The sequence below is a fragment of the Sediminibacterium goheungense genome (assembly GCF_004361915.1).
GTDB lineage: Bacteria > Bacteroidota > Bacteroidia > Chitinophagales > Chitinophagaceae > Sediminibacterium > Sediminibacterium goheungense.
Genome location: NZ_SNWP01000013.1, coordinates 159,375 through 173,195, shown reverse-complemented (window position 1 = coordinate 173,195; position 13,821 = coordinate 159,375). Strand labels below are relative to the sequence as shown.

General features: G+C 39.8%; 13 protein-coding genes. 3 read left to right on the top strand and 10 right to left on the bottom strand.

What is annotated here, in order from left to right; all coding sequences use genetic code 11:
- Positions 1-13: 13 nt before the first annotated feature.
- Entirely contained in the window at positions 14-1,462 is a 1,449-nt protein-coding gene (locus BC659_RS14530) for a sodium:solute symporter (RefSeq protein WP_133475541.1), read from the bottom strand.
- Between the two features lie 160 nt (positions 1,463-1,622).
- Here BC659_RS14530 and BC659_RS14525 point away from each other — a divergent pair, with 160 nt between their 5' ends.
- The gene (locus BC659_RS14525) at positions 1,623-2,162 is read left to right on the top strand and encodes an LOG family protein (protein ID WP_133475540.1); all 540 of its coding nucleotides are present in this window, start codon (positions 1,623-1,625) and stop codon (positions 2,160-2,162) included.
- Here BC659_RS14525 and BC659_RS14520 read toward each other — a convergent pair.
- Positions 2,143-2,739, bottom strand: a complete 597-nt coding sequence (locus tag BC659_RS14520; RefSeq protein ID WP_133475539.1) for a hypothetical protein — start codon at positions 2,737-2,739, stop codon at positions 2,143-2,145. The genes BC659_RS14525 and BC659_RS14520 overlap by 20 nt on opposite strands.
- Positions 2,740-2,768: 29 nt before the next feature.
- Positions 2,769-4,190, bottom strand: a complete 1,422-nt coding sequence (locus tag BC659_RS14515) for an FAD-binding oxidoreductase (protein ID WP_133475538.1) — start codon at positions 4,188-4,190, stop codon at positions 2,769-2,771.
- A 272-nt stretch (positions 4,191-4,462) separates the two neighbouring features.
- On the opposite strand from BC659_RS14515, the gene pckA reads away from it, so the two are divergent.
- Complete coding sequence (gene pckA / locus BC659_RS14510; protein WP_246027153.1) at positions 4,463-6,055, top strand: phosphoenolpyruvate carboxykinase (ATP); 1,593 nt, start codon at positions 4,463-4,465, stop codon at positions 6,053-6,055.
- Between the two features lie 251 nt (positions 6,056-6,306).
- Here pckA and BC659_RS14505 read toward each other — a convergent pair whose 3' ends face one another.
- The 6 genes from BC659_RS14505 to BC659_RS14480 all read right to left on the bottom strand — a co-directional run bounded on the left by BC659_RS14505 (position 6,307) and on the right by BC659_RS14480 (position 12,578).
- Positions 6,307-8,472, bottom strand: a complete 2,166-nt coding sequence (locus BC659_RS14505) for a peptidase domain-containing ABC transporter (protein WP_133475536.1) — start codon at positions 8,470-8,472, stop codon at positions 6,307-6,309.
- A complete protein-coding gene (locus BC659_RS14500; RefSeq protein WP_133475535.1) occupies positions 8,469-9,617 on the bottom strand; it encodes an HlyD family secretion protein in 1,149 nt (382 codons plus the stop codon). Before BC659_RS14500 ends, BC659_RS14505 begins: the two co-directional genes overlap by 4 nt.
- Before the next feature lie 724 nt (positions 9,618-10,341).
- Positions 10,342-10,587 carry a hypothetical protein gene (locus tag BC659_RS14495; protein ID WP_133475534.1) on the bottom strand — a complete coding sequence of 82 codons (246 nt, stop codon included), beginning with the start codon at positions 10,585-10,587 and terminating at the stop codon, positions 10,342-10,344.
- Between the two features lie 12 nt (positions 10,588-10,599).
- Positions 10,600-10,845, bottom strand: a complete 246-nt coding sequence (locus BC659_RS14490; RefSeq protein ID WP_133475533.1) for a hypothetical protein — start codon at positions 10,843-10,845, stop codon at positions 10,600-10,602.
- 465 nt (positions 10,846-11,310) lie between these two features.
- On the bottom strand, positions 11,311-12,015 hold the full coding sequence (locus BC659_RS14485; RefSeq protein ID WP_133475532.1) for a DUF2490 domain-containing protein: 705 nt from the start codon (positions 12,013-12,015) through the stop codon (positions 11,311-11,313).
- A gap of 98 nt (positions 12,016-12,113) precedes the next feature.
- Positions 12,114-12,578 carry a GNAT family N-acetyltransferase gene (locus tag BC659_RS14480; RefSeq protein WP_133475531.1) on the bottom strand — a complete coding sequence of 155 codons (465 nt, stop codon included), beginning with the start codon at positions 12,576-12,578 and terminating at the stop codon, positions 12,114-12,116.
- A gap of 69 nt (positions 12,579-12,647) precedes the next feature.
- Between BC659_RS14480 and BC659_RS14475 the strand changes: the two genes are divergently transcribed.
- A complete protein-coding gene (locus BC659_RS14475) occupies positions 12,648-13,055 on the top strand; it encodes a VOC family protein (protein ID WP_133475530.1) in 408 nt (135 codons plus the stop codon).
- Between the two features lie 12 nt (positions 13,056-13,067).
- On the opposite strand, the gene BC659_RS14470 is transcribed toward BC659_RS14475, so the two are convergent.
- On the bottom strand, positions 13,068-13,712 hold the full coding sequence (locus BC659_RS14470; RefSeq protein ID WP_133475529.1) for a DUF998 domain-containing protein: 645 nt from the start codon (positions 13,710-13,712) through the stop codon (positions 13,068-13,070).
- Between the last annotated feature and the right edge of the window lie 109 nt (positions 13,713-13,821).

Genomic DNA, 13,821 nt, shown 5'->3' with positions numbered 1-13,821 from the left:
TGTATAAAACTTACTATGTATTGCTTCTCCGTGAGATCAGTAATAACCCCAGGAAAGTAATGAGGCCGTTAATGATCAATAGCTCTAAGCCAATTTCAAAAGAACCAAACAGTTGTTTTTGAAATTTATCTACGAGCAGGCACAATAACGGGGAAGCAATACATACAAATGGTACGAGCTTGTCGTTTACTGATCGTTTCAGTAAAATGCCGAAAGTAAATAAGCCCAGTAAAGGTCCGTAAGTATAAGCTGCTACTTTTAAAATCACACCAATCATACTACTGCTATCGATCCATTTATACACCATTACAAACACCAGGAAGATGCCTGCGAATACCAGGTGAACACGTTGTCTGATTTTTTTCTTCTGCTGATCTGTCCAGTCTGTACGACGTTGTAATCCGATAATATCAATACAGAAAGAAGAAGTAAGTGCAGTAATGGCGCCATCGGCACTTGGGAAGAGTGCTGAAATCAAGGCAATAATAAATATCACAGATACCATACTTGGCATATGTTGCAGGGCAATGGTAGGAAACAGCTTGTCGCCTGTAGCGGCAATGCCCTGTGTATCTGCATAGAGATGTAATAAACCTCCCAGAAAAAGAAACAAACCAATAACAGCCAGCATAATAAAGCCAAGGGTTACCACATTTTTCTGTGAGTCCTTAAGCGTTTTCACCGAAATATTCTTCTGCATCATTTCCTGATCCATACCCGTCATGGTAATGGTAACAAAAGCACCTGCCAGTATTTGTTTTAAGAAGAAAAAACGACTCTCGGGTTCAGTAAAAAATATTTTGGAATAACCTTTGTCTCCCATAGCCGCAAAACTCTGTCCGATACCCATATCCAGTTGGTTAAGGATATAAATGACACAGATCACAAGACCGATCAGCATACAGGAAGTTTGCAACGTATCTGTCCATACAATGGTTTTTACACCACCTTCATATGTATAGAGCAAAATCATGAGGAGGATAATCAGTGTGGTGGCCCAGAAGGGTACATGAAAGCTTTCAAGGATGGCATCCTGTAATATGCGTACAACCAAATATAAACGTGCGGTAGCGCCCAGTGTACGTGATAAGATGAAGAAGGAGGCGCCAGTTTTATAGGAAGCAAATCCCAGTCTTGTACTGAGATAGTTATAAATGGAAGTCAGGTTAAGTTTATAGTAAAGGGGCAATAACACAAAGGCAATTACCATATAACCGATCAGGTAACCGAGTGTGATCTGCATATATGCAAACGATTCTTTGGCCACGGCACCGGGCACGCTAACAAAAGTTACTCCACTTAATGAAGTGCCGATCATGCCAAATGCCACCAGCATCCAGTTACTGTTTCTGTTGCCAATAAAAAAGGAATCATTATTACTGTTCCTGCCTGTGTACCAGGCTACGACTAATAAAATCAGGAAATAAATGATTACAAAAGAAAACAGCAGAAGTGGCGACATAGCGTTCTTGTTTATGAGCTGAATAACAATCGTTCAGGGTAAAGATAGGGGATGTGTGCGGTTTATTGCGGGAATTGGAAGCAGAACTTTTTAAATAAAAGACAGCCTGCTTTGGCTTGTAATGATAAAGCTGCTTACATTGCGGCGTAAATTAACTCATATGCAAATAAAGCGGATTGCAGTTTTTTGCGGTTCAAAGGAGGGGAATAATCCGGTATTTCAGGCCGATGCTTCCAGGCTGGGCATGCTGATGGCCATGCAGGGGATAACCCTGATTTATGGTGGTGGCAATAAAGGTCTGATGGGGGCTGTGGCCAATGCAGTGATGGATCATAGCGGTAAGGCAATCGGTGTCATTCCGGAAGTGCTGCTCGAGTGGGAACACCAGCATGAAGGTATTACTGAGTTGCATGTGGTTAAGGATATGCATATCCGTAAAAAAATGATGTATGAGTTGTGTGATGCTGCCATTGTATTACCGGGAGGTAATGGCACATTGGATGAGTTGTTTGAGATGCTTACCTGGAACACGCTGAACATTCACAATAAAAAAATAATCCTGCTGAATACAGCAGGATATTATAAACATTTGATTGCTCATATTGAGCAGATGACAGCAGCCGGTTTTTTATATGAGGATTGGCGTGATCGCCTCATAGTTTTAAACAGTGCTGATGAGGCTATTGCTTTTTTCTGTTAAGATAAACCCCGAAACCAGCCCTGAAAACAGGCAAGGGATCATTAAACTGATCACGGTAAGGTGAATTGATATTCTGTAAAACATCGATCATCAGTGTTACATAAGAATATTGAGAGCCTACAGCCCTGCTGCCATAGCCAATACCAACCAGCAGGCTTTCTGCATTGTAATTGTATCTGGCAGATTGTCCGGTAATTACATTCTTCTGCGAAGAACTGATCCAGTTATATTCCGGCTGTACCTGCAGGTGTAAGAAATTCACTGGCCATATGCGTAAAAAAGTTCCTGCGCCATAATTGAAATTGCGAAAGCGTGTATTGCTGAAATCAGAAGCATTCTGAGAAAAATAATTGATGTTCAGTGCCACGCCTGCATCCAGCCATTTATTAAGACTGTAACCCAGTTCAGGGTTAATACCCACATTAAAAAAACGATTACCCAATGAAAGATTAAGGCTTGATCCAAAGAACATATTCTCTCTTTTGAAACCTTTGGGTTGTTCGTTACTCTCATTTTGTTGTGCAACTGCAAATGTGGCAAGCATCATCAGGCAGGCAAACAATACACTGTTTTTCATGATCATAGGTATTTGTGCAAAGGTACGGTTCAGTTCAGGTCAAAGATTTTACCTGCGTTTAAAATATTGTTAGGATCAAAAGCTTTTTTGATTTCCCGCATTATATACAGATTGGCATCACGGAAAACAGTAGTCATATATGGTTTCTGTATCAATCCGATACCATGTTCACCGCTGATTGTTCCTCCCAGTTTTTTTACCAGTTCAAATAACGCACGCAGTGCTTCGGTCATTTCTGCATTGCCATGGCTGTTCTTAATCGTTGGGTGATTGATTCTGATATGCAGATTACCATCACCTGCATGCCCATAACAAACAGCATGAAAGCCATATTGCTTACCCAGTTCTTTTACACCTTTAATCAGTGCCGGTAATTCGGCACGGGGTACGACAGTATCTTCTTCAATGGTATAACCGCTGGTTTTTACAGCCTCGGCCACACGGCGGCGAAGTTTCCATAGCTCTGCTTTTTGTTGTGCATCATCTGCAAAAAATATTTCACCGGCATCAAACTGAGTAAGCAATGCTGCGATGGATTCCATCTCATTCATCAGCACATCCATATTATTGCCATCAACTTCTATGATCAGATGTGCGGCAATGGAATCGTCAACAGGTACAGCGGTACTCTCTACCATCTTGCTTACGATTTTCAATGCATCTATTTCAACCAGTTCCAATGCACTGGGTACAAAACCTGCTCTGAAAATGGCGCTTACAGCTTCACTTGCCTTTTCAAGCGAAGCAAAAGGTACCAGCATCAGCAGATCGAATTTTGGAAAAGGAATGAGTTTCAGTACAATCTTTGTTACAATGCCCAATGTACCTTCGCTTCCTACCAGTAACTGGGTAAGATTATAACCGGTTGAGTTTTTTAATACATTGGCACCTGTCCAGATAATCTCACCATTCGGTAATACTACTTCCAGGTTCAATACATAATCTTTGACCACTCCATATTTCACAGCTTTCGGTCCGCCACTGTTCTCGGCAATATTACCGCCAATAAAACAACTACCACGGCTACTTGGATCAGGCGGGTAAAACAATCCTTTTTCCTTAACCGCATTTTGTAAAACTTCTGTGATGACGCCCGGCTCTGTTATGACCTGTAGATTGCGTTCGTCGATCGATAAGATACTGTTCATTCTTTCGGTCGACAATAAAACACCGCCAAGATGAGGAAGGGCACCACCACTTAAACCAGTTCCGGCTCCACGGGGTGTTACCGGAATCAGGTCTTTATTACAGATTTTCATGATAGCAGCAATTTCTGCTGCTGTTCTTGGTTTCAATACAACTTCCGGCGGATATTGGAGATGCTCTGTTTCATCATGCCCATAATGGGTTAGGTTCTCTTCGTCTGATAGTACATAAGTATCGCCTAATATAGTTTTAAATTGTTGTATATGTTCTGCGGTAAGGGTTCCTTTTGCATCGGTAGCCGGCATGGTTCAGATAATTTTGGTAAAAATACTTGTTGGCAGGGAGATGTTTGCAGGTTTCTGCGCTTTTGGCATAAATTTTTATAAAAACTTCAATTTTTTGGTCTTGTAATTGAGCATTTGCATACAATATGTAGATATCCTTAAATATCTTAAAAGATTCTCCGCAAACGATTGATGAATGACAACGTGTAGTTCCTACATAAAAAAATGAACGGATGCGTTAAACAATTATTTTTGCCTCACTAACTAACGATTGTTCGTATATGACTGAATCTATGACCCAGCTAAATTTACAGCAACTCTCGGCATTGGGATTAAAACCGATGCATCAAGTTCATTATCAACTAAGTCCGGAAGTATTAACTGAGCAGACCGTTTTCCGGGGTCAGGGTGTATTGAATGATACTGGCGCCCTTTGTATTGAAACCGGTGAGTTTACAGGTCGTTCTCCGCAAGACAAATTTATTGTGAAGGATGCGATTACGACAGACACTGTTCACTGGAACAATTTCAATATTGCCATTGAAGAGAAATACTTTTTCCAGTTGAAGGAGAAAATGCTTCACTACCTGAATGCAAAGGACGAAATCTGGGTACGTGATGCATTTGCGTGTGCTGATCCAGCTTACAGGATGAATATCCGTGTGATCAATGAAAATCCATGGAGTAATTTATTTGCATACAATATGTTCCTTCGCCCTTCTGAGCAGGAACTGGAAAATTTCACACCTGAGTGGCATATTATTCAGGCTCCTGGTTTTAAAGCAGATCCTGCAGTTGATGGAACGCGTCAGCATAATTTTGCGGTTGTTTCATTTACCCATAAGACGATTCTCATTGGAGGTACCGGCTATACAGGCGAAATGAAGAAAGGTATTTTTACCATTCTGAACTATGTATTGCCACAACAGAAAAATGTATTGAGCATGCACTGCAGTGCCAATATGGGTGAAGCAGGTGATGTTGCGATTTTCTTTGGGCTGAGCGGAACTGGTAAAACAACTTTGAGTGCTGATCCTAACCGAAAACTTATTGGTGATGATGAGCATGGATGGACAGCCAACAGTGTTTTTAATTTTGAAGGTGGCTGTTATGCGAAAACGATCGACCTGAGTGAAGAAAAAGAGCCGGAAATATTTCATGCAATACGTCCGGGTGCATTGGTAGAGAATATTGGTTTTGTTGCCGGCACTAATCAGATTGATTTTACTTCAAAGAAAATTACAGAGAATACAAGGGTTAGTTATCCGTTGCATTTTATCAGTAATGCTGCAGAGCCAAGTATTGGCGGTCTTCCCAAAAATATTTTCTTTCTTACCTGCGATGCGTACGGGGTACTGCCTCCTATCAGCCGGTTAACACCAGGTCAGGCTATGTATCAGTTTATCAGCGGTTATACTGCTAAAGTGGCGGGTACAGAAGCGGGTGTAACTGAACCAAAGTCAACTTTCAGTGCTTGTTTCGGAGCGCCTTTTTTGCCCTTGCACCCAGGCAAATACGCAGAAATGCTTGGTCAGAAAATGAGAGAGCATGATGTAAAAGTATGGATGATTAATACCGGATGGAGTGGAGGCTCTTACGGTGTAGGTAGCAGAATGAAACTTAGTTATACCCGTGCCATGATTACAGCTGCCTTGAAAGGAGAACTGGATGATGTTGCATTTGAAGTACATCCAGTATTTGGTATGATGATGCCTGCAACCTGTCCGGGAGTACCCTCTGAAATATTGAACCCAAGAAATACATGGTCTGATGCTGCAGCATACGATGCAAAAGCAAAGGACCTTGCACAGCAGTTTGTGAATAATTTCTCAAAGTATGCGGCAGGTGTAAGCGAAGAAATTCTACAGGCAGCCCCTAATGTATAACTGATTACTATCGTATTGTCTTAGGCTATACGATATCAACTTGGTCTCTTCGATTGCTTTGTCTGTTTGAATGGAATCCCGTCAGCATTGGCGGGATTTCTTTTTTGTGAATGGTGAATAGAAAGAAAAATACTGCCGGTTACACAATAAGTATCCCGGTAGTGCTGTTTCCCCTTATTTCTTATTTCTTATTTCTTATTTCTTATTTCTTATTTCTTATTTCTTATTTCTTATTTCTTATTTCTTATTTCTTATTTCTTATCTCCTGCATAATATTCCCAAAGTTTTTTATAAACCCCGTTATTGTTAAGAAGTGTTGCATGTGTTCCCTGTTCTGCGAGTTCACCATTTTCAAGGACAATGATATGATCACTGTTGCGAATGGTTGATAAACGGTGAGCAATGATGATGATGGTTTTCTCCTGTTGTTTATACCATTCCAGGGTTTGCTGAACATCTTGTTCGCTATGCGGATCAAGATTACTGGTTGCCTCATCCATTAACAGTATTTCAGGATCTCTGTATAATGCACGTGCTATAGCGATTCTTTGTTTTTGTCCACCGGAAAGATTACCACCCTGTTCAGTAATAATACTATTATAGCTATTGGGTAACTGTTCAATAAATGAATGAATGCCTAGCATTTGAGTGAGAAAAAGTATTTTTTTAAGATCCGGTTCTGGATCACCGATAGCTATATTTTCAGTGATGGTGCCGCTGAATAAATCAATATGTTGTGGTACTATGGCAATACGTTCTCTCAGACTTTTATAACTGATCTGTTGGATATTGATGTCTCCGATATAAATAGTACCCTTTTTGAGCGGATACAGTTTCTGTAACAAAGACAATAGGGTTGATTTGCCACTACCACTTTCTCCAACAATCGCTGTGCATTCCCCTTTTCGGATATGTAATGTTAAACCTTGAAATATCATGCTTCTTGAACCATATCTGAAATATATATCGTTAAAAACGATATCGCCTGTTTGTTCGGATGTAAGGTGAATGCTGGCTTCCTCTGTTGATTCAGTTTCGAGATCAATAATTTCAAATAACCTGTCGGACGCTATCAGTGCATCCTGAATTTGTTTGTTGGCGGCAATGAGGGCAGATGCAGGCCCCGTGAAGTAGCCGATCAGGGTATAAAATGAAAGTAAGGCTCCGGGTGATAGTTCCCGGTTAATGACAAAATAACTTCCGGTCCATAATAATCCAATCGTAAATAAACGGGTGAAGAATTCGGACGATATACCAATGTATAAGGAGTAGATACTGCTTTTGTAAATACTGTTTAATAACCGGAAGAAGCGGGTTTCTGTTTTTTCATTGGCAAAAGCTTCTAATCCGAATCTTTTAATAGTACCAGAGGCGTTCAGGCTTTCTACCAGCTGTGTTTCCAGTTCTGCGGATTCTTCCATCAGTTTTCGTTGCCATTTTCTGTTAATACGATTGTTGATCCAGTATAGAATCAGATAAATCGGGATAATGACCAACATCAGTAAAGCCAGCTTCCAGTAATACAAGAACATCACTAAAAGACTAAAGAAAACGATCAACATGTTTACAATGATACCCAATGCAACACTGTTGATGAAGTCTCTGATTTTTACGGCGTCATTTATACGGCTGATGATTTCTCCTACCCGCATGGTATCAAAAAAACGTTGGGGTAACTGAAGCAGGTGTTTGTAGTATCCCAGAATCAGTCTGGCATCTATCATTTGTCCGGTCTGCAGGCCAAAAATGGTTTTATAAGAGCCTATGATGAGTTGAAAAATGAGGATCAGGATCATGGCAAAACTGAGCAGGTTCAATAACCGGAGATTAGCTTCTACCAAAACAAAGTCGATCAGTTTCTGAATATAGATAGATGTGGAAAGCCCCAGCAGGGTATATAGCAACGCGCCCACCAAAGCCTGTATCATAATGGCGCTATGTGGTTGTATCAAATGCCAGAATCGGCAGGCGTTGCTGATGGTATGGGTACCTCTTTTAAAGTTTTCATCAGGAAGCAGTAAGATCAGTACACCGCTCCATATTTCTTTAAAAGCTGAATAGCTAATGCGATGTATTAACCCGTCGGAAGGATCCATATAACTGATTTTTTTACGGGTTGTTTGGTAAATAACAATATAATGATGGAGACCATTTTTTAAAATGATGTGTGCAATAGCTGGTAAGGGTATTTTCAATAAGCTGTCTGTTGATCCTTTGGCAGCTTTAACCTGAAAACCCAGTTTTTCAGCAGCTTCAATCATGCCAGTTACATTGGTTCCTTTTTTATCGGTACCAGCGTATTGGCGAATCCTGCTAACGGGTACCTGTAAGCGGTAGAACATGGCTACAGATGCAATACAGGCAGCACCACAATCGGTTATATCTCTTTGCTTGACACATATTCTAGCGGTATTCATCTGGAAATGGTTTGGATGGGAGATGGCGCATTGGGATTAAACCAGTCGTCGATTTTATCAAAAAGTAATTGCCATAAGGTTCTTTCTGCAACAATAAAACGAGCATGTAAACTGAGTCCTTTTTTTAATTCACCGCTATACCCGTTTTTTAAGAGTAACTGTTTACGATCAAAGTTGCACTTTACCTTGAAAAAAGGTTTATTGTCTATAAGACTAAAGTCGTTGTCTATAGATGCAATGGTACCGGTTAATACTCCGAAATAATTGTAATCGAATGCCTCTATCTGAAATTTTGCTGTCTGCCCTTTTTGTAATAAACCTACATCCCTCGTGCTTACATAACATTCAGCGATAAGTGTTGTCTGTGGCGATATGGTACATAAAGTTTCACCTGCTTGTATGAAACCACCTGCATATCGGTGCTGACTGTTTTGAATGATACCACTTACAGGTGCGTAAATCAGGTGGTTCTTTTTATCTGCTTCTATTTGATATTGTTGTGCAATAAACTGAACCAGTTCCATCCGGTAGCGGCTGAGATCGTTTTGCCAATTTATTTTTTGTTCATTTTGAAAGCTCTGAAAGGAAGCAGACATTCTTTCGGCTTCAATTTCTTTATCGAAATATTCTTTCGGAGTAATGATTTTGCCGGTGATCAGTGATTGATTGATTTCTCTTTCTTTCTGTACTTTTTTCAGCGCAGCTTCCTGCTCCGCTAACTGAAACAGAAAACGGTTGAGTTGTTGCTTGTATAATGGACTCTGCAAATGAGATACGGCTATTTTTTCTTCACTGGTGAGCAATGTGAGGTCCTTTATATAAACCTGTCTCTGTATACGTTCAATTTCATTTAGGCGTAACCTTGGTAAACTGTTTCGGTCTTGTATGCAGGCCAATAACTGTCCTTGCGAAACAGTATCTCCCTCTTTGGTAAATAGGTGATCTATAAAGCCACTGGTAAAGGGTTTGATTTCTGTTCGTTCAGTTTGTGGTCTTATAATTCCTGTGCTTTTAATGGAAATAGTCGTGGAAACCAATGGGAGGCAGGCAATTCCTGTAATGATTAAGAGAAGAGTAGTTAGGTAGATGGCATTGCTTTTTATTTGAAAAGGCGTTTGTGGGCTGTTGATGGTATGGAGCTTCATAAGTAATCATTCATTGTGTTATACCTGCAGAATTCAATTTTCTTGTTGTTGGTATCTTGACATTTCTGATTTTAGAAAAAATATTATAACGAGAACGAATGCAATCAATAAGACGGTATTTTGAAAAGCGAGGATCTGTGAATGATTTAAGTCTGTATACCTCAGAATAAGTTTACCAATCGGATGGGTGTAAAAAAAACTCTTACTGTCTAATGTCAGCGTTGACCATCCATCTTTTCTTTGAATTGCAATAGCATTTCGGTAAACCAGACCCTGAAAAAAATTGTCAATAATGACAAGTGTTTTACTTAGGCAGTAATATCTTGGCCAATAATAACCCAGAAAATTGCCAATGCTTTTTATAAAATGAATGAGTTGTATTCGATTGGGAAAAAAAATAGTTTTTGTTTGCTTAAATGAGTAATAATTTAATAGCTGCCAGTAGTTGTTTATCGGCATCTCATATATCACTGGTTTATACCAGAAACAGCGATATGCGAGTGGTATTGTATAAATTATTTGCCAGATCAACAATACAGTAATAAGTCCAGGCCATCCAAACTGATGTTCCCTAACCCAATAATTGGCTTCATGATATAAATCAGGCATGGCGAAATAGGTCATAGCTATATCCAGTAAATTTCCGAACGACATTAGGAATACGATATGGCGGAATTCTTTATTCATTTGTTGAAAGCTGTGCAGGTAACTGCACAGCTTTTTTTTATTTGTTTACAATCGTGTGGTTGTGTCCATTGCAATGGATAACTGTGGTGTCGGGATAACGGGGTCCATTAAACTGTAAATTGATCTGACAGTTGTGGTCGCCGCCTGACTGTTGATTTCTCTGACTATTGCAGCCAGCCAGAAAGACAACGCCGAGTACTAATAATGGTAAGAAGCCACCTTCCGTTTCCTGAAGTTCATCAGATGTAAGGCTAGTTAGCCCCATCATCTCTGTTTGCATCATTTTCATGGCTCATTATTTTGGTGATACATGAAGGGTACCCTGATTTGTATTATGGATAGAATCACCCAGATTTTGCGCATTCGTTTGTCTGTTGTTCTGTGTATTACCAGTACCGTTTTGTTGATTATTCTGGACACATCCGCCGAGCAATAAGCAAGCTCCGGCAATCACAAACCAAATAAATCCACCATCTGTTTCTTCCATATCGATTTCTCCCATGGGTAATAAACCCATGCGTTGTAATTCAAGTGTTTGCATACAAATTGATTTTGGTGATAAATACTCGTCTTTATCTGTTGTACTTCCAGACAGGGCATACAGTAAATACTCCCTTTAACCGGTTTGTTTTTCTTTGGGTTAACCGATCAGTTCCATCCCGCAATTCGTAGCTACTGAATCTGTTTGTTGAAGCGGGTACAAAATGGTAGTATCTCTTGTTGAGATATAGAAACCTTTACAGCTACAACAATATATTGTGTAGCACTTTCTTTTTTGGGGGGCAGTTATAAGAATGTATTCGTTTTTTTAAAGAGTTCTCTCTGTGCGTATGTAAAATTAACCGGAGAAAATGATGATCGAGATGTTGGTTATTAACAAAAGTAGATGTAGTGTATTTGTAAACTACGTCGTAGTTGAAGTACTAAATCTGTGGTGTAGTATTTTTACGAATAGCTGCTAAGTTTGACACGAAGTAGCATAAAAACGGTTCTTATCAATTCATCCTTACTTATTATGTCCAATATTCAGATAATAGCCTATCTGGATAAAATCTCGCCCGGTTTCATCATTGATTCGATAATCAAACTGATGTAGATAACCTAGCAGGATATTAGTATTTGCATTCATCCGGTATTGTAAGCCCATGGCCATTCTGTTTCTTTCAAAAAAGGGCTCACGATCCGTAAAAAAAAGTTCATTATTCAGAAAAGCCTGAAAGGGAATTTTATCTTTCTTTTTTTCGCCCAAAGGGAAATTGATACCCAGCCTGTACCGGAAACGATTTCTGTACCCATTACTTGTGAACCTTAGTTCTGCCCGGTATCGTTGTTCAATGGTAAATCGACCAATTGATTGAAGTAAGAGTATTTGTGGCCATAACCTGAATTCATCATTGTTTTTGGGTCTGAGGAAATTACCTCCTTCCGCAAAGGTCTGATAACTACCTGCTCCCAACGACATAACCAGCTTATCATTAACTTTATAGTTGATGCCTCCCTTATATTCATAATAATGGAACTGGTTATAGAATTTAAGTGAACGGAGCTGCGCTTCACCAAAAAAACTCAAACGGTTTGAAACCTGGTATTTAAGGTTTACGATATTCCATGAACCAATACCAGCTGATTGTGCAGATACATCATAAGTGCCATAACAATGTAATGCCAGGAGCATTACCCATACCCGTAAATTATTTATTATTCGCTTCATGTATCTTCTATTACCAATCTACATTATTTCACCTGCTTTAACAAAAGCTATTTCGGATTATCAATATTGCTCGTATGAAGAATTACCTGTACCAATGGTTAAGTTAATTCCATATGTAAAATCGGATAAGGTTTACCTGTACTGTCAAGAGGCGACCGGCTTTTTACCTCAAACCCGAAATGTTCATAAAATAAACGGGCAGCAGTATTCTGTTCATTCACATCTACTTTGGTAATCCTGTATTCCTGCATTGCAAATTGCAACAGTTGTTTGCCCAATCCTTTACCGATTACGACAGGGTCAAGAAAAAGCATTTCAATTTTATCTTCTGCGATGCCTATAAATCCCACTAATGTTCCATTCTCATGAACTGCGCAGGTCAGATCAACCTGCGAAAAAGCCTGGTGCTCCTGAATCTGTGATTTGAAGAAAACGATATCAGCAGGATTCAGAAAATCATGCGTAGCTTTTACAGACAATTCCCAGATCGATAACAATTCATTGTAATCAGCTGGCAACGCTTTTCGTAGTGTAAACACAAAATTGAATTTTCGTAATGGCATAAAATTAATGGTTCACACAATAGGGCAGGGAATATTTAACTTAATTTAGTTCTAAACGATCGTATCAGTATGAAACAGTCTATTCTGCATATCGCATTGGTAGTGAGAGATTATGATGAAGCCATCGCATTCTACGTAAACCGCCTGGGTTTTTCATTGGTAGAAGACAGTTTTCAGCCGGAACAAAATAAGAGATGGGTGCTGATAGCGCCACCTGGTTCAAATGGAACACAGATATTACTCGCCAAAGCATCCAGCGAAGAACAAGAAAGCAGAATCGGTAATCAAACCGGTGGCAGGGTTTTTCTTTTTCTGCAGACAGATGATTTCTGGCGCGATTATCAACGGATGACAGCAGCCGGCATTGAATTTATTCGTGAACCTCAAACAGCGCCGTATGGTACAGTGGCTGTTTTTAAAGATTTGTATGGTAATTTATGGGATCTGTTACAACCCAACCAGCCGGTTAAAGCATAAGTACCTCCGAACTCAGCTTTTGTAGCAGCAATAAATATAAGCCATCAGCATGGGCCAGGTTAGATAACAAAGTACCAGCAAGCGGTTGAAATAACCATTGATGCCAATAACACCAGGCGGCAATTTTTCAGGAGGTGCTATGTCAGGACCAAAAGCAATACCTGCTTTTCTGAATCCTGAAAAAAGAAGTGCCATGGTAATGCCCATTAGTACAACCGATATCCAGATCGCATGCGCAGATGCCAGTATACTGAATTGAGCATGGCCCCATCTTTCGGATTTTATCAAATGATAGCTGATCAATAAAGCACCAGCTGGCATAAACGGAATGCCGATGCCAAATGCCATTCCGTGTAGTTTGTGTTTCACATCAAATAAACCTCCCATGATGGCACCGATACCTGTTAATATGAGGCAGAGAATACCCAAAGTTGACCAGAAGCCGCTTACTTCGGCCCATAATAACAGAGCTGACAAGAGTGAACAGGTGCCCCAGCAAACAAAAAAAATCGTCAGCAGCCATTTGTATTTGCCTAATGCATATTCACTGATCATTCGCCAGCCTGGATCGAATTCAGGGCTGGTAAAATGCAATAACAGTAATGATAATACAGATATACTGCCTGTTAAGAGTAATAAGAATGATACTGCTTCCATAACATGAATTTACTTAGATAAGAAACCGTTCGGTTGCAAATATAAATGCAACTATCTGGTTTCGCAAAATTTATTTGTACCAATGCGGGAATCTATACAATGTGTGGTT